Source organism: Micromonospora musae, assembly GCF_003626545.1.
Taxonomy (GTDB): domain Bacteria; phylum Actinomycetota; class Actinomycetes; order Mycobacteriales; family Micromonosporaceae; genus Micromonospora; species Micromonospora musae.
In genome coordinates this window covers 358,608-376,325 of record NZ_RAZS01000004.1, presented here as the reverse complement: position 1 = coordinate 376,325, position 17,718 = coordinate 358,608, and the positions used below count along the sequence as shown (strand labels likewise).

General features: G+C 72.7%; 18 protein-coding genes and 3 tRNA genes. 13 read left to right on the top strand and 8 right to left on the bottom strand.

What is annotated here, in order from left to right:
• Positions 1-39: 39 nt before the first annotated feature.
• The 4 genes from D7147_RS13540 to D7147_RS13525 all read left to right on the top strand — a co-directional run bounded on the left by D7147_RS13540 (position 40) and on the right by D7147_RS13525 (position 1,443).
• On the top strand, positions 40-843 hold the full coding sequence (locus D7147_RS13540) for a fumarylacetoacetate hydrolase family protein (protein ID WP_120677369.1): 804 nt from the start codon (positions 40-42) through the stop codon (positions 841-843).
• Positions 844-951: 108 nt separating this feature from the next.
• A tRNA-Gln gene (locus tag D7147_RS13535) sits at positions 952-1,023 on the top strand.
• Positions 1,024-1,147: 124 nt separating this feature from the next.
• A tRNA-Glu gene (locus D7147_RS13530) sits at positions 1,148-1,220 on the top strand.
• Positions 1,221-1,370: 150 nt separating this feature from the next.
• A tRNA-Glu gene (locus D7147_RS13525) sits at positions 1,371-1,443 on the top strand.
• A 170-nt stretch (positions 1,444-1,613) separates the two neighbouring features.
• Here D7147_RS13525 and D7147_RS13520 read toward each other — a convergent pair.
• Positions 1,614-2,300, bottom strand: a complete 687-nt coding sequence (locus D7147_RS13520; RefSeq protein ID WP_120677367.1) for an IclR family transcriptional regulator — start codon at positions 2,298-2,300, stop codon at positions 1,614-1,616.
• 49 nt (positions 2,301-2,349) lie between these two features.
• Between D7147_RS13520 and leuC the strand changes: the two genes are divergently transcribed.
• The 3 genes from leuC to D7147_RS13505 all read left to right on the top strand — a co-directional run bounded on the left by leuC (position 2,350) and on the right by D7147_RS13505 (position 5,210).
• A complete protein-coding gene (gene leuC / locus D7147_RS13515; RefSeq protein ID WP_120677365.1) occupies positions 2,350-3,795 on the top strand; it encodes a 3-isopropylmalate dehydratase large subunit in 1,446 nt (481 codons plus the stop codon).
• Positions 3,796-3,808: 13 nt separating this feature from the next.
• Positions 3,809-4,396, top strand: a complete 588-nt coding sequence (gene leuD, locus D7147_RS13510; protein WP_120677363.1) for a 3-isopropylmalate dehydratase small subunit — start codon at positions 3,809-3,811, stop codon at positions 4,394-4,396.
• A gap of 172 nt (positions 4,397-4,568) precedes the next feature.
• Positions 4,569-5,210 (top strand): HU family DNA-binding protein, encoded by a 642-nt coding sequence (locus D7147_RS13505; RefSeq protein ID WP_199734169.1) that lies wholly within the window; start codon positions 4,569-4,571, stop codon positions 5,208-5,210.
• An 88-nt stretch (positions 5,211-5,298) separates the two neighbouring features.
• On the opposite strand, the gene D7147_RS13500 is transcribed toward D7147_RS13505, so the two are convergent.
• From D7147_RS13500 to cofC, 4 genes are all read right to left on the bottom strand, one after another.
• Positions 5,299-6,168 (bottom strand): NUDIX hydrolase, encoded by an 870-nt coding sequence (locus D7147_RS13500; protein ID WP_120677359.1) that lies wholly within the window; start codon positions 6,166-6,168, stop codon positions 5,299-5,301.
• Positions 6,169-6,273: 105 nt separating this feature from the next.
• A complete protein-coding gene (locus D7147_RS13495) occupies positions 6,274-8,583 on the bottom strand; it encodes an RNA degradosome polyphosphate kinase (protein ID WP_120677357.1) in 2,310 nt (769 codons plus the stop codon).
• 54 nt (positions 8,584-8,637) lie between these two features.
• Complete coding sequence (locus tag D7147_RS13490) at positions 8,638-8,835, bottom strand: cold-shock protein (protein WP_120677355.1); 198 nt, start codon at positions 8,833-8,835, stop codon at positions 8,638-8,640.
• A 26-nt stretch (positions 8,836-8,861) separates the two neighbouring features.
• Positions 8,862-9,500 carry a 2-phospho-L-lactate guanylyltransferase gene (gene cofC / locus D7147_RS13485; protein WP_233563123.1) on the bottom strand — a complete coding sequence of 213 codons (639 nt, stop codon included), beginning with the start codon at positions 9,498-9,500 and terminating at the stop codon, positions 8,862-8,864.
• A 128-nt stretch (positions 9,501-9,628) separates the two neighbouring features.
• Between cofC and D7147_RS13480 the strand changes: the two genes are divergently transcribed.
• The 5 genes from D7147_RS13480 (at position 9,629) to D7147_RS13460 (ending at position 14,619) form a co-directional block, all read left to right on the top strand.
• A complete protein-coding gene (locus D7147_RS13480) occupies positions 9,629-10,360 on the top strand; it encodes a lysophospholipid acyltransferase family protein (protein ID WP_120677351.1) in 732 nt (243 codons plus the stop codon).
• Positions 10,357-11,373, top strand: a complete 1,017-nt coding sequence (locus D7147_RS13475; protein WP_120677349.1) for an NAD(P)H-dependent glycerol-3-phosphate dehydrogenase — start codon at positions 10,357-10,359, stop codon at positions 11,371-11,373. The genes D7147_RS13480 and D7147_RS13475 overlap by 4 nt, the downstream gene beginning before the upstream one ends.
• A gap of 7 nt (positions 11,374-11,380) precedes the next feature.
• On the top strand, positions 11,381-12,502 hold the full coding sequence (locus tag D7147_RS13470; RefSeq protein ID WP_120677347.1) for a cystathionine gamma-lyase: 1,122 nt from the start codon (positions 11,381-11,383) through the stop codon (positions 12,500-12,502).
• A 162-nt stretch (positions 12,503-12,664) separates the two neighbouring features.
• Positions 12,665-13,453 (top strand): putative protein N(5)-glutamine methyltransferase, encoded by a 789-nt coding sequence (locus D7147_RS13465; RefSeq protein WP_120677345.1) that lies wholly within the window; start codon positions 12,665-12,667, stop codon positions 13,451-13,453.
• A 116-nt stretch (positions 13,454-13,569) separates the two neighbouring features.
• Positions 13,570-14,619, top strand: coding sequence for an ROK family protein (locus D7147_RS13460; RefSeq protein WP_120677841.1), 1,050 nt, complete (start codon positions 13,570-13,572; stop codon positions 14,617-14,619).
• Between the two features lie 186 nt (positions 14,620-14,805).
• Here D7147_RS13460 and D7147_RS13455 read toward each other — a convergent pair whose 3' ends face one another.
• Positions 14,806-15,006, bottom strand: coding sequence for a DUF397 domain-containing protein (locus D7147_RS13455; protein WP_120677343.1), 201 nt, complete (start codon positions 15,004-15,006; stop codon positions 14,806-14,808).
• A gap of 5 nt (positions 15,007-15,011) precedes the next feature.
• Complete coding sequence (locus D7147_RS13450; RefSeq protein WP_120677341.1) at positions 15,012-15,857, bottom strand: helix-turn-helix domain-containing protein; 846 nt, start codon at positions 15,855-15,857, stop codon at positions 15,012-15,014.
• A 279-nt stretch (positions 15,858-16,136) separates the two neighbouring features.
• Between D7147_RS13450 and D7147_RS13445 the strand changes: the two genes are divergently transcribed.
• Positions 16,137-16,355, top strand: a complete 219-nt coding sequence (locus D7147_RS13445; protein ID WP_120677339.1) for a hypothetical protein — start codon at positions 16,137-16,139, stop codon at positions 16,353-16,355.
• A 58-nt stretch (positions 16,356-16,413) separates the two neighbouring features.
• Here the strand turns inward: D7147_RS13445 and D7147_RS13440 are convergent, their stop codons facing one another.
• A complete protein-coding gene (locus D7147_RS13440) occupies positions 16,414-17,703 on the bottom strand; it encodes an ATP-binding protein (protein WP_120677337.1) in 1,290 nt (429 codons plus the stop codon).
• Positions 17,704-17,718 lie beyond the last annotated feature (15 nt).

Below are 17,718 nucleotides of genomic sequence, written 5' to 3'. Positions count from 1 at the left end.
CGACGGTGGCGGCGACGGTGGCCGGGCTAGATTTGCCGGGTGCGTATCGTTCGTTTCGCTCATGCCAAGGGATTTTCGTTCGGGGTCGCCGAGGGCGAGATGTCGGCTGGGCTGGAGGGCCTGACCGTCGCCGAGATCGAGGGGCACCCCTTCGGCGAGATCAAGTTCACCGGTGCCCGCTGGGCCCTCTCCGACGTGCGGCTGCTCTCGCCGATCCTGCCGAGCAAGGTCGTCTGTGTCGGCCGCAACTACGCCGAGCACGCCGCGGAGCACGGCAGCGAGGTGCCGAAGGAGCCGTTGCTCTTCCTCAAACCCTCCACCTCGGTGATCGGTCCGCGCGACGCGATCCGGCTGCCGATCTTCTCGAAGCAGGTCGAGCACGAGGCGGAGCTCGCGGTGGTGATCGGGGCGACGGGTGCCCGCCGGGCCGACCGGGCCACCGCGGAGCGGGCGATCTTCGGCTACACCTGTGCCAACGACGTGACCGCCCGGGACCTGCAGCGCTCCGACGGCCAGTGGACCCGGGCGAAGGGCTTCGACTCGTTCTGCCCCATCGGGCCCTGGATCACGACCGGGCTGGACGTCTCCGACCTGGAGGTCCGGTGCGAGGTGGGTTCCGACCCGAACGCCATGGAGGTGCGCCAGCTGGGCCGTACCCGGGACATGGTCTTCGACGTGCCGGCGCTCGTCTCGTACATCTCGCACGTGATGACGCTGCTGCCCGGCGACGTCGTCCTGACCGGCACCCCGGCGGGGGTTAGCCCGCTCACCGACGGGGATACGGTCACGGTGCGGATCGAGGGGATCGGCGAGCTCACCAACCCGGTGCTGCCGGTCGCCTGATCCGGCTCCGACGCCCTGAAACCACAGGTCAAGCTGGGTTTGGGGGGTTGGATTTGGCCTGCTGGCGGCGTCAGGGTAAAGTTCATTCCCGGCACCGCAAGGGGCCAATGGGGTATGGGGTAATTGGCAGCCCGACTGATTCTGGTTCAGTTAGTCTAGGTTCGAGTCCTGGTACCCCAGCAACCGGTGTTCGCGAGAACGCCGGTCGCTGGATTCTGAAGTCCGCGCTCTGTCCCTCCGGGGGCGGGTGAGTGTCTGATAGGGTTCAGCGGCGCCGCTCGCACGAGCGGTTAGGGAAGGTTCTGGCCCCGTCGTCTAGCGGCCCAGGACGCCGCCCTCTCAAGGCGGTAGCGCCGGTTCGAATCCGGTCGGGGCTACATCGGGTACGGCCCGTCTCGTTTCGGCGAGGCGGGCCGTTCGCTTCTGCGCGGTCTACCCACGCGGACCCGGTCCACACCCCTGAGCGGGGCGTCGCTAGACTACAGCGGCACCGCCCAAGCGGGTGGATGTAAGTACGAAAAGCGCCTGGCCCCGTCGTCTAGCGGCCCAGGACGCCGCCCTCTCAAGGCGGTAGCGCCGGTTCGAATCCGGTCGGGGCTACAACAGCGAAAAGGCCCGTCTCGCTTCGCGAGACGGGCCTTTTCGTGTTCCGGCGGCGTCCCGCCCCGTTGATCAAGAGGTTCGCGTCAGCTCAGGGCCCGTTCCTGACGCAAACCTCTTGATCAACGGGGCGATAAGGGAGCAGGGGGGAGGGAGGGGGATGGGGGGGGTTAGAGGCCGGAGAGGCGTTGGCCGGCGCGGACCACGGCCATCGCGTGGCGCTCGCCGGGGCGGCGGCCGAGGCGCTCGATCGGGCCGGAGATGCTGACCGCCGCGATCACCCGGCCGGTCCGGTCGCGGATCGGCGCCGAGACGCTCGCCACACCCGCCTCCCGCTCGGCGACGCTCTGCGCCCAGCCGCGCCGGCGCACCTCGGCCAGCGTGCGCCCGGTGAACTTGGCCCGCGGCAGCAGCGGCATCACCGCCTCCGGCGGCTCCCAGGCGAGCAGGATCTGGGCGGCCGAACCCGCCGTCATGGGCAGCACCGACCCGACCGGAACGGTGTCGCGCAATCCGCTGGCCCGCTCCGCGGCGGCCACGCAGATCCGCTCGTCCGCCCGGCGCAGATAGAGCTGAGCGCTCTCGCCGGTGGCGTCGCGCAGCGCGGAGAGCAGGGGCTCCGCCGCGGTCAGCAGTACGTCCGGCGCCGCGTTGGCCAGCTCGCCGAGCCGGGGCCCCGGCCGCCAGCGGCCCTGGGTGTCCCGGACCAGCATCCGGTGGATCTCGAGCGCCTGCGCGAGCCGGTGCGCGGTGGCCCGGGGCAGCTTGGTGCGCTCGACGAGTTCGGCCAGGCTGGCGCCGTCCACGCAGGCGGCCAGGATGACCACCGCCTTGTCGAGAACGCCGACACCGCTCATACTGTGTCCCACAAGCCGAAACATACCTCCCAGAATTTAGGATGTCCAGATGGTGGGAGTCACTGCTGAGCCGAGGACCCTGGCCGAGAAGGTCTGGGACGCGCACGTCGTACGGGCCGCCGCCGGTGAACCGGATCTGCTCTACATCGACCTGCACCTCCTGCACGAGGTGACCAGCCCGCAGGCGTTCGACGGACTGCGTCTCGCCGGCCGCCGGGTGCGCCGCACCGACCTGACGATCGCGACCGAGGATCACAACACCCCGACCGGTTACGCCGACCCGGCCTTCCGTCGGCGCCGCGGCGACCTGCTCACCGTCGCCGACCCGACCTCGCGGACGCAGCTGGAGACGCTGCGCGCCAACTGCGCCGAGTTCGGGGTCCGGCTGCACCCGCTCGGGGACGAGAACCAGGGCATCGTGCACGTCATCGGTCCGCAGCTCGGGCTCACCCAGCCCGGCATGACCATCGTCTGCGGCGACTCGCACACCGCCACCCACGGCGCCTTCGGTGCGCTCGCCTTCGGTATCGGTACCAGCGAGGTCGAGCACGTCCTGGCCACCCAGACGTTGCCGCAGGGCCGGCCCAGGACGATGGCCGTGAACGTGACCGGACGGCTCGCCCCCGGCGTCACCGCCAAGGACCTGGTGCTCGCGCTGATCGCGCAGGTGGGCACCGGCGGCGGACGCGGGCACATCGTCGAGTACCGCGGCGAGGCCATCCGTGCCCTCTCCATGGAGGGCCGCATGACCATCGCCAACATGTCCATCGAGTGGGGCGCCAAGGCCGGCATGATCGCGCCCGACGAGACGACCTTCGCGTACCTCGAGGGGCGGCCGAACGCGCCCCAGGGCGCCGACTGGGACGCGGCAGTCGCCTACTGGCGGACGCTGCCCACCGACGAGGGGGCGGCCTTCGACAAGGAGGTGACCCTGGACGCCAGCCAGGTGACCCCCTTCGTCACCTGGGGCACCAACCCGGGCCAGGGCGCCCCGCTCAGCGCGCGGGTGCCGGATCCGGAGCAGTTCGGCACGGACTCCGAGCGGGCCGCGGCCCGGCGGGCGCTGGAGTACATGGACCTGCGCCCCGGCACGTCGCTGCGGGACCTGCCGATCGACGTGGTGTTCGTCGGCTCGTGCACCAACGGCCGGATCGAGGACCTGCGCGCCGCCGCCGACGTGCTGCGCGGGCGGAAGGTGGCCGGCGGCGTGCGGATGCTCGTGGTGCCCGGCTCCGCGGCCGTTCGGGAGGCGGCCGAATCGGAGGGGCTGGACAAGGTCTTCGCCGACGCCGGCGCCGAGTGGCGCTTCGCCGGATGCTCCATGTGTCTGGGCATGAATCCCGACACGTTGAAGCCGGGCGAGCGGTCCGCCTCCACCTCCAACCGCAACTTCGAGGGCCGCCAGGGTCGGGGCGGGCGCACCCACCTGGTCTCCCCGCCGGTAGCCGCCGCCACCGCCGTGGCGGGCCGGCTGGCCGCCCCCGCCGACCTGTGAAGGGATCACGCTGATGGAGAGCTTCACCACCCACACCGGTACCGCGGTTCCGCTCCGGCGTTCCAATGTGGATACCGATCAGATCATTCCGGCCGTGTACCTCAAGCGGGTGACCCGGACCGGTTTCGCCGACGGTCTCTTCAGCGCCTGGCGGGAAGATCCGGAATTCGTGCTCAACGATCAAACGTATTCCGGTGCGTCGATTCTCGTGGCCGGTCCGGAGTTCGGCACCGGCTCCTCCCGAGAGCACGCGGTCTGGGCGCTGCGCGACTGGGGGTTCCGTGCGGTGATCTCCCCACGCTTCGGTGACATCTTCCGGGGCAACGCTCTCAAGGAGGGCCTGTTGCCGGTCGAGTTGGAATTGAAGGCGGTCGAGGAGTTGTGGGATCTCGTCGAGTCGGAACCGGGTACCCCGGTCACCGTCGACCTGACTGCCCGGGAGGTCCGTGCCGGGGACGCCACCTGGTCGTTCCCGCTGGACGACTTCAGCCGCTGGCGGCTCATGGAGGGCTTGGATGACATTGGACTCACCCTCCGGCACGGGGGCGAGATCGATGCCTACGAGGCGTCCCGGCCGCCGTTCCTGCCGTCCGTGGCGTAGCCGCAGATCCGAGGCGTAGAAGCGATTCGCCCCCACCGGCCCGGCCGGTGGGGGCGAATTCGTTGCGACACAAGGGCTTTTTTCGACCGAATGTTTGTGTCCAGGCAGCACAGGGCATACCGTGCGCGCAGAATGGCTCGCGTCGAGTCAGTTGCACAATCGGGAGGAAGTCGTGAACAAGGCCGAGCTCATCGAGGCGCTCGCCGTTCGCCTGGGAGACCGGAAGATGGCGACGGCCGCGCTCGACGCGGTCCTCGCTGAGGTCCAGGCGGCGGTCACCAAGGGCGAGAAGGTGGCGATCACCGGTTTCGGAGCGTTCGAAAAGCGCGTACGGGGCGCGCGAACAGCCCGGAACCCCCGGACCGGCGAGGCGGTGAAGGTCAAGAAGACATCCGTCCCGACCTTCCGCGCCGGCGCCGGCTTCAAGGAGATGGTGGCCAGCGGCAAGGTGCCGAAGGCCACGGCCGCAGCCAAGAAGACCACCACGGCCGCCAAGACCACCGGGACCAAGGCCACCAAGGCCACCACCGCCAAGGCCACCACCGCCAAGGCCACCCGCGCCAAGGCGACCGGGACCAAGACCACCGCGGCGGCGAAGAAGACCACGGCGGCGAAGAAGACCGCGACCAAGGCCACCAAGACCACGGCGGCCACCAAGAAGGCCACGCCGGCGCGGAAGACCGCAGCGGCGGGCCGTACGGCCGCGGCGAAGAAGACCACCGCGGCGGCCAAGAGCACGACGGCGAAGAAGGCGCCGGCGAAGAAGACGGCGGCCAAGAAGGCCCCGGCCAAGAAGGCAGCCAGCCGGCGCTGACCGGTCGGCATGAAGGGCGTCCACCCCGGTGGTGGGCGCCCTTCGGCATACCTGGGGCCCGGCGCGGCGGCGCCCGAAGCCCCGGAAGTCAGAGCGGCTCGGCGGCGAGCAGTGCGTCGCCGGCGAACGCCAGCAGCCAGCCGCCGCCCTTCGGGGTGGTGAAGTCCGCCCCGACGCGCCCGGTGAGCTGCTCCAGGGCCCCCGGAATCACCTTGCCCTGGCTGCACACCGCCGCATTCCCGCCGCCGCCCGCCAGGTCCAGCAGACGGGCGGCGAGGGCGAGGGAACGCTCGTCGCGCTGTTGGCCGGCCCGCGGCTCGTCCAGGTCGCCGCAGACCTCGATCGGCAGATCCAGCCGGGTGGCTGCCGGATCCAGGGTCTGCACGCAGCGCCGGGGCGAGGCGGAGAGCAGCCGTTGCGGGCGGACGAGCGCCACCAGCTCGGCCAGCGCGTACGCCTGAGCCCAGCCCTCGGCGTCGAGCGGGCGCGCGGTGTCCGGGCCAATTCCGGTGCCCCGCCTGCCCGCGTGGCCGTGCCGGACCAGCAGCACGGTCGCGGTCACCGGCGGAAGCGCCGCGAACGCGGCCAGCACCTCGGCGTCGTGCGGATAGCTGACCAGCCGGGCCGCCTCGTCCACCGGCAGCCAACGCACCTCGTCGACCTCGGTGTCGGGCTGGAAACCGCCGCTCGCCGCCGCCCGCATCGACCAGTAGTCGACGACCTTGGGACGCCCCTCGCTGCGGTAGTGCGCGGACGGCAGCCGGACCTGCGGCACCCCCCGCACATCCGACTCCTCGGCCACCTCGCGAACCGCGGCGGCGAGCGGGTGCTCGGTCGGCTCCAGCTTTCCCTTCGGCAGCGTCCAGTCGCCGTAGCGCGGCCGGTGCACGATGCACACCTCGGTCCCGCCGGGACGCGGTCGCCACGGAACCCCGCCGGCCGCACGGATCTCGGTCATCGCGGCCCGCCCGCCCGCGTGGACCCGGCCCGTGGTCGCACCCGCGAAGTCACGACGGACGGCGTACGGTGCTGGCCCATTCCGTCAGCCTATGCCCCGCCGCGGTCAGCCCGGGGCGCCACCAGCCCGCTCCAGCAGCAGTTCCTGGAGATGGGTCAGCGGTTCGGCAGGGGTGCCCGTCCGGTGCGTCCAGGTGCCGTCGCCGGCCAGCTCGAACGCGTCCAGCTCCGGGCTCATCGCGGCGCTCAGTACGTGGTCCAGCTCGGCCCGGGCGACCGGGTCGGTCACCTTCACCAGCGCCTCGACGCGCCGGTCCAGGTTCCGGTGCATCAGGTCCGCCGAACCGATCCAGAACTCGGCGTCGCCGTTGTTGCCGAACCGGAAGACCCGGGAATGCTCCAGGAAACGGCCGAGGATCGAACGGACCCGGATGTTCTCCGACAGCCCCGGCACCCCGGGCCGCAGCGTGCACATCCCACGGATCAGCAGGTCGACGTGGACGCCGGCCTGGGAGGCGCGGTAGAGCGCGTCGGTGATGGCCTCGTCGACCAGCGCGTTCACCTTGAACTGGACCAGTCCGGGCATGCCCAGCCGGACGTGGGCGATCTCCCGTTCGATCCGTTCGATGAGCCCGCGGCGGATCCCCTGCGGCGCCACCAGCAGCCGGCGGTACGCGGTCTGCCGGCTGTAGCCGGTCAGGACGTTGAACAGGTCGGTCAGGTCGGCACCGATCTCCGGGTCGGCGGTGAGCATGCCGAAGTCCTCGTAGAGCCGGGCCGTCTTCGGGTGGTAGTTGCCGGTGCCGATGTGGCAGTAGCGGCGGATCTGGTTGCCCTCCTGCCGCACCACCAGCGCGGTCTTGCAGTGCGTCTTGAGCCCCACCAGGCCGTAGACGACGTGGCAGCCGGCCCGTTCCAGCGTCCGCGCCCACCCGATGTTCGCCACCTCGTCGAAGCGGGCCTTCACCTCCACCAGCACCACCACCTGCTTGCCCGCCGCCGCGGCGTCGACCAGAGCGTCGACGATGGGGGAGTCGCCGCTGGTGCGGTAGAGGGTCTGCTTGATGGCCAGCACGTTCGGGTCGGCGGCGGCCTGCTCGATGAAGCGCTGCACGCTGGTGGCGAACGAGTGGTACGGGTGGTGCACCAGCACGTCCCCGTCGCGCAGGGTGGCGAAGACGCTGCGCGGCACCTCGCCCTCGGTGAGCCGCGGATGGGTGGCCGGCACGAACGGCTTCTCCTTCAGGTCCGGCCGATCCGCCTCCTCGTAGAGCTGCCAGAGCGCGGAGAGGTCGAGCAGGCCGGGCACCCGCAGCACGTCCTGCTCGTCCATGTCCAGTTCGCGTACGAGCAGGTCGAGCATGTTGTCGCTGATCGAGGCGGCGGCCTCCAGCCGTACCGGCGGACCGAACCGCCGCCGCGCCAGCTCCCGCTCCAGCGCCTGGAGCAGGTCCTCGTCCCGGTCCTCGTCGACCTCCACCTCGGCGTTGCGGGTCACCCGGAACAGGTGGCACTCGACCACCTGCATGCCGGAGAAGAGCTGGCCGAGGTGCACCGAGATCAGGTCCTCCACCGGCAGCATCCGTACGCCCGGCTCGTTGCGCTGCACCCGGACGAAGCGGGGCACGTTGTTCGGCACCTTCACCCGGGCGAAGAGCTCCGACCCGCCGTCCGGGTCACGGACCGCCACGGCCAGGTTCAGGGAGCGGCCCGAGATGTACGGGAACGGGTGCGCGGGGTCGACCGCCAGCGGCGTGAGCACCGGAAAGATTTGCTCCCGGAAGTACGCGCGCAGCCGGTCCCGCTCCGTGTCACCCAGCTCGCTCCAGCGCATCACGCGGATGTTCTCGTCCGCGAGCTTCGGCAGCACGTCGTCGACGAAGGTCGCGGCGTGCCGAGCCGCCAGGCTCGAACTCGCCTCGGCGATCGTCGCCAACTGGGTGCGCAGTGGCATCCGGTCGCCACCGCGAACCGGCAGCCCGGCCTGCAGGCGGCGCTTCAGCCCGGCGACCCGGACCATGTAGAACTCGTCCAGGTTGCTGGCGAAGATGGCCAGGAACTTCGCGCGTTCCAGCAGCGGGGTGCGCGGGTCCTCGGCGAGGGCGAGCACCCGGGCGTTGAAGTCGAGCCAGGAGAGCTCCCGGTTGAGGAACCGGTCCTCGGGCAGCGGTGGCGCCGCCGGAGGATCCTGCCGGGGCGCCGTGGCGTCCACCGGCCCCGGGGTGGAGACCGGGTCGAGCACCTCCTCCAACCCGCTCGACGCGGCCGCCGCGTCCGCCTCGGGCGTCTCGGCCTGGGCGTACTCGGCGGGACGTCCGGGCCGGAAGCGGCCGTCGACGCCGCGCAGACGGGCACCGTTGCGGGCCACGGCCTCATCGGTGGCGGGCGGGTCGGTCTCCTCGCGAGGGGTGCTCACCTGCTCATAATCACCCGATTCGGGTGAACGCAAAATGAACTTGGCGACGACTGGTCAGATCATCGTCGGCAACGTCACCCGTACCACCGCGCCGGACGCATCGGTCTCCACCCGGACCCGCTGACCCAGGCGGAGCAGGCGCAGCCCGGAGGCGTCGAAGGCGCGCGCCGGGAAGGGCAGCTCGGTGCCGTCGTCGAGGAGCAGCAGGCCGCTGCGGGTCGACGCGTCGTAGGTGGCCACCGTGCCCTGCATGCGAGCACCGTACACCGGGGTGGCCGTCAACCGGCCGCGGCGGCGTGGTCGACGGTGAGCGCGGCGGTGCGCGGTCCCAGCCCGAGCCGGGCCGCGGCCGCGAGGTCCGCGGGCGTGTCCACGTCGCGTCGCAGGCTCGGCCACCCGCCGGTCATCGGCAACGCCCCGCTCGCGGCGTGCGCCGCCGCCGAGCGCACCCCGAAGCGGGGCTCCAACGCCAGGCCCGGCGGCGCGGTGAGCAGCACCGTCCCGTCGCCCGGCGCGTCGGCCACGTAGCGCCGAACCGGTGGGCCGTCCTGCGCGACACGCAGCGCGTCGGCCAGTTCGGCCGGGCGCAACGCCGGCAGGTCGGCGGTGAGGCCGGCCACCCAACCCGGGCCGGCGATGTCCGCCCCGTAGCTGAATGCGGCGTTCAGCCCGGCGGCCGGCAGATCCGGCAGCACCCGCGCCCCCAGTTTCCGGGCGAGCGCGCCGACCCGGACGTCGTCGGTGACGAGGAGCACGTCGGCGACGAGCGGGCAGGCCCGCGCCGCGCGGACCGTGTCGGCCGCCAGGGCCAGCGCCAGCTCCTCGTGCGGTACGCCCGGCAGCGCCCCCCGCAGGCGACTCTTCGCCGCCGTCAGGGGCTTCGCCGGCACCACCAGGGCCCACTTCGGCTGACTCACGCCACAATCCTGCCAGCTGGTTGTCGGCACCCTCGCTGGCCCGCACCACGGGGGAGCAGGCATGATTTCGCTGCGGGTAGCGCCGGCGGTCCGGTGCGCGGTCCCGAGAGCGGCACGAGGAGGCGCGGGTGGCACGGCGGAGACTGGGATTCTGGCCACGGTTGGCCGCGGTGCTGGTGAAGCCCACCCTGACGGTCTGGACCCGGCGGACCTGGCGGGGCATGGAGCACCTGCCCCGCGAGGGCGGTGTGATCATCGTGGCGAACCACCTGTCGCACGCCGACCCGCTGGTCTCCGCGCACTTCATCTTCGACTCCGGCCGCTGGCCGCAGTACCTGGCGAAGGCCAGCCTGTTCCGGATCCCGGTGGTCGGGTGGATCCTGCACCGGTGCCGGCAGATCCCGGTGGAGCGCGGCACCGTGGACGCGGCGCGTTCGCTCGCGACGCTGGTCAAGGCGGTCGAGGCCGGCGGCGCCGTGGTCATCTACCCGGAGGGCACCACCAGTCGGGAACCGGAGCTGTGGCCGATGCGGGGCAAGACCGGCGCGGCCCGGCTCGCGCTGGCCACCGGCGCCCCGGTCGTCCCGATCGCCATGTGGGGTCCGGAGCAGATGTTCGATCCGCGGACCAGCAAGGTCGGGCTGCGGCCGCGGATTCCGGTGACCGTGGTGGCGGGCCCGCCGATCGACCTGAGCCGGTGGAGCGGCGCCGCTCCCAGCCGCACCACCCTCGAAGAGGTCAGCGACACGATCATGCTGCGCCTGCGGGACATGCTCGCCGAGATCCGTGGCGGCACACCGCCGCCGCTCTGGGAGCGGTCGCCCCGTGCGCAGCGCCAGCAGCAGGGCGGGGCGGCGTGAGCGAGCGGAGCGGACACGTCGCGGTGCTCGGGGCGGGCTCCTGGGGCACCGCGTTCGCCAAGATCCTCGCCGACGCCGGCCGTGAAGTGACCATCTGGGCGCGGCGGCAGCCGGTCGCCGACACGCTGCGGACGCAGCGGCGCAACCCGGAGTACCTGCCGCACCTGGTCCTGCCCGAGCGGATGACCGCGACCACTGACGCGGCCGAGGCGATCACCGGCGCCGAGCTGGTCGTGCTCGCCGTGCCGTCCCAGACGTTGCGCGCCAACCTCGCCGAGTGGGCCGGGCACGTGCACCCCGACGCCACGTTGGTGTCGTTGATGAAGGGCATCGAGCTCGGCACCACCAAGCGGATGAGCGAGGTGATCGTCGAGGCCGCCGGGGTGCCGGCGCACCGGGTCGTGGTCGTCTCCGGCCCCAATCTCGCGCCGGAGATCGCCGCCGAGCAGCCGGCCGCGACCGTGGTGGCCGGTACGGACGGCGGGCGTACCGCGCTCGTGCAGTCGTCGATCCGGACGCCGTACCTGCGCCCCTACACGAACGACGACGTGGTCGGCTGCGAGCTGGGCGGGGCGGTGAAGAACGTGATCGCACTGTCGTACGGCATCGCCACCGCGATGGGCTTCGGCGACAACACCCGGGCGATGCTGATGACCCGGGGCCTCGCCGAGACCGCCCGGCTGGGCGTGGCCCTCGGTGCGGACCCGATCACCTTCGCGGGCCTCGCCGGCATGGGTGACCTGGTCGCCTCCTGCTCCTCGCCGCTGGCCCGCAACCGGACCTTCGGCGAGCACCTGGGGCGGGGCGAGACGTTGGAGCAGGCGCAGGCCGCCACCCGGCAGACCGCCGAGGGTGTGAAGAGCTGCCTCTCGATCCGCGACCTGGCCCGGGCGCACGGGGTGGAGATGCCGATCACCGAGCAGGTCGAGCGGATCTGCCACGAGGGGATGGACCCGCGGATCGCCGTGGACACGCTGATGAGCCGCACCGCCAAGCCCGAGTCGTACGAGTGAGGGTCGGATGAGCGAACTGGGGGACGGCACCCGCTGCGTGCACGCCGGGCTGCCGGAGCCGGCGCCGGGGCAGCCCTTCCTGCCCGGGCCGGTCTTCGCCGCGCCGTACCACCTCGATCCGTGGCAGGGGCCGGAGGGCGCACCGAACGGTTACGGCCGCCCGGACAACCCGACCCGGCGGCTGCTGGAGGCCGCGGTGGGGGAGCTGGAGGGGGGCGACTGCCGGGTCTTCGCCAGCGGGCAGGCCGCGATCACCGGTCTGCTGCTCACCGTGCTGCGCCCGGGTGACACGGTGCTGCTGCCGGCCGATGGGTACTTCCCGGTCCGGGCCTTCGCCACCGACACGCTGGAGGCCGTCGGCGTACGGGTGCTGTTCGTGCCGACGGCGGGGCCGTACCCGTCGCTCGACGGGGTCCGGCTCGTGCTGGTGGAGACCCCGGCGAACCCGGGGCTGGACGTGGTCGACGTGGCGGCTCTGGCCGACCGCGCGCGGGCTGCGGGCGCGCTGCTGGCGGTGGACAACACCACCGCCACGCCGCTCGGCCAGCGGCCGCTGGAGCTCGGCGCGGACGTGGTGGTGGCCTCGGGCACGAAGGCGCTCACCGGCCACTCCGACCTGCTCCTCGGCTACGTGGCCAGCCGGTCGACCGAGCTGATCGAGGCGGTCACGAAGTGGCGTACCACCACCGGGGCGATTCCGGGCGCCTTCGACGCGTGGCTGGCGCACCGGTCTCTGGCGACCATGGATCTGCGGCTGGGCCGGCAGTCCGCCAACGCCGAGGCGGTCGCCGCGCTGCTCGCCGGCCGCCCGGACGTTACCGGCCTGCGCTGGCCGGGGCGGCCGGAGGACCCGGCGTACCCGGTGGCGTCGACGCAGATGCGCCGGATGCCGGGGGTGCTCTCCTTCGACCTCGGGGACGCCGACCGGGTGGCCCGGTTCGTCGACGCCGCCCGGCTGGTCGTCGCGGCCACCTCCTTCGGCGGTCTGCACACCACCGCGGACCGGCGGGCGCAGTGGGGGGACGACACCTCCGCGGGCTTCGTCCGGCTCTCCTGCGGCGTGGAGGACACCGCCGATCTGGTGGCCGACATCGCGGCCGCGCTGGACGTGGCGGGCCCGACCGGCTGAGCGAGGCCGGGGCGGGTTATCGTTCCGGGTGGCCCGTGCCGGGCCCCGATCCGAGGAGGTGAGTCCGATCCGACCGTCAGCAGGACCGGCGCTCCCCTCCGAGCCCACGCCGCACCGTTAGCGGCCACCGGGGGCGCCGACGAGCATCCCCGGAGGTTTCCCATGACCGTGCCCTTCCACGTCGATCGTCCCGCCCTGGTACGGCAGCTGCGTGCCGCCGGCTGCGTCTACGCCGAGGACGAGGCGCAACTGCTGCTCGACGCCGCCGATTCCCCGTCCGCGCTCGCCGACCTCGTCGCCCGCCGGATCGCCGGTGAGCCGTTGGAGCATCTGCTCGGCTGGGCCGAGTTCTGCGGGCTGCGGGTCGCCGTCGACCCCGGGGTGTTCGTGCCCCGTGGGCGTACCGCCCTGCTGGTGGACGTGGCGGCGGAGCTGGTCGGCCCGTCCGCCTCCGTGGTGGATCTCTGCTGCGGCTCGGGGGCGACCACGCTCGCGTTGGCGCGGCGGCTCGCCCCACGCCGGCTCGCCGCCGTCGACATCGATCCGGGGGCGGTGGCCTGCGCCCGACGTAACCTCGCCGGCCTGGCCGTCCCGGTGTTCGCGGGCGACCTGTTCGCACCGTTGCCGCCGCAGTGGCAGGGCCGGCTGGACCTGGTCGTGGCGAACGCCCCGTACGTGCCGACGTCGGCGGTGGCGCTGATGCCGCAGGAGGCGCGCCTGCACGAGGTGCCGGTGGCGCTCGACGGCGGTCCGGACGGGCTCTCCGTGCTGCGCCGGGTGGCGGCCGGTGCGGCCCGCTGGCTCGCACCCGGTGGGCACCTGGTGGTGGAGGCCGCCGAGGGGCAGGTCGAGGAGCTCGGCGCGCAGTTCCGGGCGGCCGGGCTGGTGCCACGGGTGTGGCACGACGAGGAACGGGACGCCACGGCGGTGTCCGGCCGCCGCCCGGACTGAGCCCGCACCCGCCGGGGTGTCTCGATCGTCCGACCCGGCAGGGGGCGTCCGGCGTCTGGTGGGCCGTTCGAGATCGAACTAGCCTCTGATCAGGTTTCGCTGGGGGAGGGGTGGGCGTGGGTAGCGCAGGGGTGCCGGTGGTGGTCGGGCTGGACAACGGTGGGAGCAACAACAACGCCACAGTCCTGACCGCGGACGGTCGGTTCCTGGTGGACGAGCTGGTGGAGATACCGAGCGAGGTGCACGCCGGGCCGGAGGCGGCGATCGAGGCGCTGGCCCGCGCGCTGGACGGCGTACTGGCCCACACCGGGGTGCCGCGCGAGCTGGTGCGCGCGGTGGGGCTGGACACTCCCGGCCCGGCCAGCGCGACCGGTGTGATCTCCTCACGCGGGTCGACCAACTTCTCCGAACCGGCCTGGCGGGGCTTCGACGTGCGCGGGGCGCTCGAACGGCGGCTCGGCCTGCCGGTGACGTACCACAACGACGGCAACGCCGCCGCGCTCTACGCGCATCACGTCCACTTCGGAGCCGACGCGATGCTCCGGTCGTCGGTCTCCGCGATCGTGGGGACCGGTCTCGGCGGGGGCGTGGTGGAGAGCGGTCGGGTGGTGGCCGGGGCGGCCGGGATGGCGGGCGAGCTGGGCCACGTGCACATCCCGCTCACCGGGCTGCTCGCCCCGGATCAGCCCGTGCCCGCCTGTGCCTGCGGGTTCGACGGGGACGTGGAGAGCGTCGCCTCGCTGACCGCCATCGAGCGCAACCTGCTGCCGTACTGGCTGGGCCGGTATCCCGATCACCCGCTGGCCGGCGAGTCGCCGGGTCGGGCGGCACGGCTGGTCCGCGGCTACGGCGAGCGGGGTGACGAGCTGGCTCGCGCCATCTTCACCCAGCAGGCGATGGCCATCGGCCGGCTCTTCACCATCGCCGCCAACTTCACCGACCCCCACGCGTACTTCGTGGGTGGTGGTGTGGTGGAGGCGGCGCCGGAGTTCCGGGACTGGTTCCTGGCGACGGTTCGTGAGCACACCACGTTGCGTGCGGAGCAGGCCGCCGTGGCCACCTTCGCCCTGGTGCCGGAGCGGGACATGGCAGGCGCGCGGGGCGTGGCAATCGCTGCCCTGGAGGCGTTGCGGGGCGGGCCCGCTCCCGCGCCGGTGATGGCCTGAGGTGGTGCCGGCCGGCCGCCGCCCACCGGCGGCCGGCCCGGCCCACCTGAGGGTGTGCTGGCCGGCCGCCGCCCACCGGCGGCCGGCCCGGCCCACCTGAGGGTGTGCTGGCCGGCCACCGCCCACCGGCGGCCGGCCCGGCCCATGGGTCCCGGCCACCGCCCACCGGTGGCCGGACGCTCAGGGTCAGCGCCGCGGCGGCGCCTGGGCGAACGTGGCCCAGGCCGTCGGCGAGAAGAGCAGCGCCGGGCCGTGCGGGTCCTTGGAGTCGCGTACGGCGACCAGTTCAGGGATCACCGCCACCTCCACGCAGGCGCCCTCGTCGCCGCTGCGGCTGCTCTTGTGCCAGCCGGCCGCGGCCAGGGCCGCGCTGATCGTCGGTGTCATCCGTCCTACCGTCCCTTCAGGAGTTGGAAGAGCTTGGCGCGGCTGTCCGCGGGGCTGAGCGCGACCGTCCGCAGGTGTTCCATGATCTTGGTGCAGGTGCGCAGGTCACCGGGGCCGTCGAGGATCATCTGACCGGCCACCGTCTCCACGGAGGCGATGATCGGGTCCTCCGGGTCGGGGAACTCCAGGATGTGCAGCGATCCCCGGGTGCCCCGGTGGTAGCCGGCGGCGAGGGGGATCACCTGGACGGTGATGTTCGGCAGTTCGGCCATCTTCACCAGGTGCTGTAGCTGGCCCTCCATCGCCGACCGGTCGCCGACCGGCCGCAGCAGCGCACCTTCGTCGATGATGGCGTCGAAGATCGGCGGGGTGTCGGCGGTGAGCCGTTGCTGACGGTCGAGGCGTAGCTTGACGCGCTGCTCGACCTGCTCGTCGCTGAGCGTGTGCGGGCCGCCGCGCATCACGCCGCGGATGTAGTCGGAGGTCTGGAGCAGACCGGGCACCACCGAGGGTTCGAAGTTGGCGATGCCGGTCGCCTCGGCCTCCAGCGCGATGAAGTCGATGGTGCGGCGGTCCAGGAGGTACGAGTAGGACACCCACCAGCCGGGCTTACGCGCGTCCTTGGCCAGCTGCACCGCTGCGGCGATCTCGTCCGGTGCCACGCCGTAGAGCGTGAGCAGGGCGCGCACGGTGGCGGGCTTCACCGGTGACTGGGCGTTCTCGTAGCGCGAGAGCGTGCTGCGGGTGCTGCTGATCTCGTCGGCCGCCGCTTCCAGCGTCAGGCCGGCGGCCTCCCGATGGGTGCGCAGGGCGAGGCCGAGACGGCGGGCGCGAGCGGTCTTCGGAGCCATGCATCGATGGTTGCACACATTGCTGGGAATCGGTACATGAGAGAACGTCGGTGAGAGTTGCATTCACGCCTGTACACCTGTCAATCTGTTACAGCGTCCTCACCGCCGGTTGTCGTGGCGACGGTGGTGGTGAGCGACCGGAGGGGATGGGGCGCGCGGCGGTCGGGTTTCTCCCCCGTACCCGATCGCCGCGTGCCGCGCCGTCCCTGCCTGCCTGGCGGAGGGAGTGAACGTGCGTACCGGTCCGCGAGTCCACCCCGACCACCCCGGGAGTCGGCGATGACCCGCTTCCTGGTGGTGCTGACCGACGTGCGGCCGTCCGAGGTGAGCGGCCGCAACGAGCGGACCTCCCCGGAGCGACGACGTCAGGTCGTCGGCGCCAGCAGCCGTGAGGCGGCCGACCGGATCGCCGGCGCGTTCATGGCGCTGGGCATGGTACGAGCCGGCCGACAGCGGGTGAAGGTGATAGCCGTCGGTCGGCGGCGCTCCCGCGACTGACCACGCCGGACCCGCCGCGGCCCGCGCCCAACCGGAAGCAGGCCGCTCGGTCCACCGGTCAGAGCAGCTTGCGCTGCTTGAGGTACGCGACCAGATCGTCGTAGACGCCGCCCTCGTTGGCGAACATCGCGACGTTGCGCGCGGTGGCCATCCAGGGCCGGGTCGACGGGCGGACCTCCTTCACGGCGCGGTCGAAGTCCCGCTGCTCGATCATGCGCACCTCGCCGCTGCGGACCGAGTCCGCCATCGCGTACTCGGCCGCGGTCTCGCAGAGGTGCGCCAGGTCCGCGCCCGAGTAGTCCTCGGTCGCCGCCACGATCCGGCGCAGGTCGATGCCGGCGATCGGCCGCTCCCGCAGGTGGTACTCGAGCACGGCCGCGCGGGCCTCCGCGTCCGGCGGCAGCACCAGCACGACCCGGTCGAGCCGGCCGGGGCGGCGCAGCGCCGGGTCGACGTCCCACGGGGTGTTCGTGGCGGCCAGCACGAAGACTCCCTCGTTGTTGCCCTCCATGCCGTCCAGCTCGGCGAGGAGCTGATTGCCGAGCGTCCGCATGGAGCTGGAGCTGACCTGCGAACGCTTGTGCCCCAGCGCGTCGATCTCGTCGAGGAAGAGCACGCACGGCGCGTTGCGGCGGGCCGCCTGGAACAGCTCGTGCAGGTTGCGCTCCGAGTTGCCCAACCACATGTCGAGCACGTCCACGATGGAGAGCGAGACGAACTTGGCACCCATCTCGCCGGCCACCGCGCGGGCCAGGAACGTCTTGCCGCAGCCGGGCGGCCCGTAGAGCATCAGCCCGCCGCGCAGGCTCTTGCCGTACATCTTCCGTAGCTGCGGGTTGCGCAGCGGGCCGAGGAAGGCCAGCTCCAGCCGCTCCTTGACGGCCGTCATTCCACCCACGTCGGCCAGCCGGACCGCCGAGGTCTCCACGTCGTACACCCGGTCGTGCTCACCGCCGACCGGCTCCGGCTCGTCGCCGGCCGGGGCGAACCGCGGCGGTACGACGTCGGCCAGTTCCCGCTCGTACTCGGCGAGCGGATTGCTCGCGGCGTCGCCGGAGGCCGGCCGCGTCGACGGCGGTGGCGCGGCCGCCGGCGAGGCTCCGGCTCCGGGCGCCGCGTCCGGGGCGGGCCTCGGCGACGGTACGGAGGACCCGAGCGCGCGTTGCATCAACGCCTGAGCCTCCTCGTTGCCCGGGTCACGGGCGAGCGCCTGACCGGCCTCCGCGATCGCCTCGCCGCCCCGGCCGGCCGCCAGCAGCAGGGTGGCGAGGTGCAGGCGCAGCGGGAGGTCGTCCGGACGGGCGTCGAGGGCGGTCCGCAGGCTGTCGATGAGGGCGTCGGAGCTCACAGCGCAGCAGCGTAG

Coding starts and splice junctions, on each gene's coding strand:
- D7147_RS13500 (WP_120677359.1), bottom strand. CDS start 6,168: ATGACCGAGATCCGTGCGGCCGGCGGGGTTCCGTGGCGACCGCGTCCC.
- leuD (WP_120677363.1), top strand. CDS start 3,809: ATGGAGAGCTTCACCACCCACACCGGTACCGCGGTTCCGCTCCGGCGT.
- leuC (WP_120677365.1), top strand. CDS start 2,350: ATGGTGGGAGTCACTGCTGAGCCGAGGACCCTGGCCGAGAAGGTCTGG.
- D7147_RS13470 (WP_120677347.1), top strand. CDS start 11,381: ATGAGCGAACTGGGGGACGGCACCCGCTGCGTGCACGCCGGGCTGCCG.
- D7147_RS13465 (WP_120677345.1), top strand. CDS start 12,665: ATGACCGTGCCCTTCCACGTCGATCGTCCCGCCCTGGTACGGCAGCTG.
- D7147_RS13490 (WP_120677355.1), bottom strand. CDS start 8,835: ATGCAGGGCACGGTGGCCACCTACGACGCGTCGACCCGCAGCGGCCTG.
- D7147_RS13445 (WP_120677339.1), top strand. CDS start 16,137: ATGACCCGCTTCCTGGTGGTGCTGACCGACGTGCGGCCGTCCGAGGTG.
- D7147_RS13520 (WP_120677367.1), bottom strand. CDS start 2,300: ATGAGCGGTGTCGGCGTTCTCGACAAGGCGGTGGTCATCCTGGCCGCC.
- D7147_RS13450 (WP_120677341.1), bottom strand. CDS start 15,857: ATGGCTCCGAAGACCGCTCGCGCCCGCCGTCTCGGCCTCGCCCTGCGC.
- D7147_RS13455 (WP_120677343.1), bottom strand. CDS start 15,006: ATGACACCGACGATCAGCGCGGCCCTGGCCGCGGCCGGCTGGCACAAG.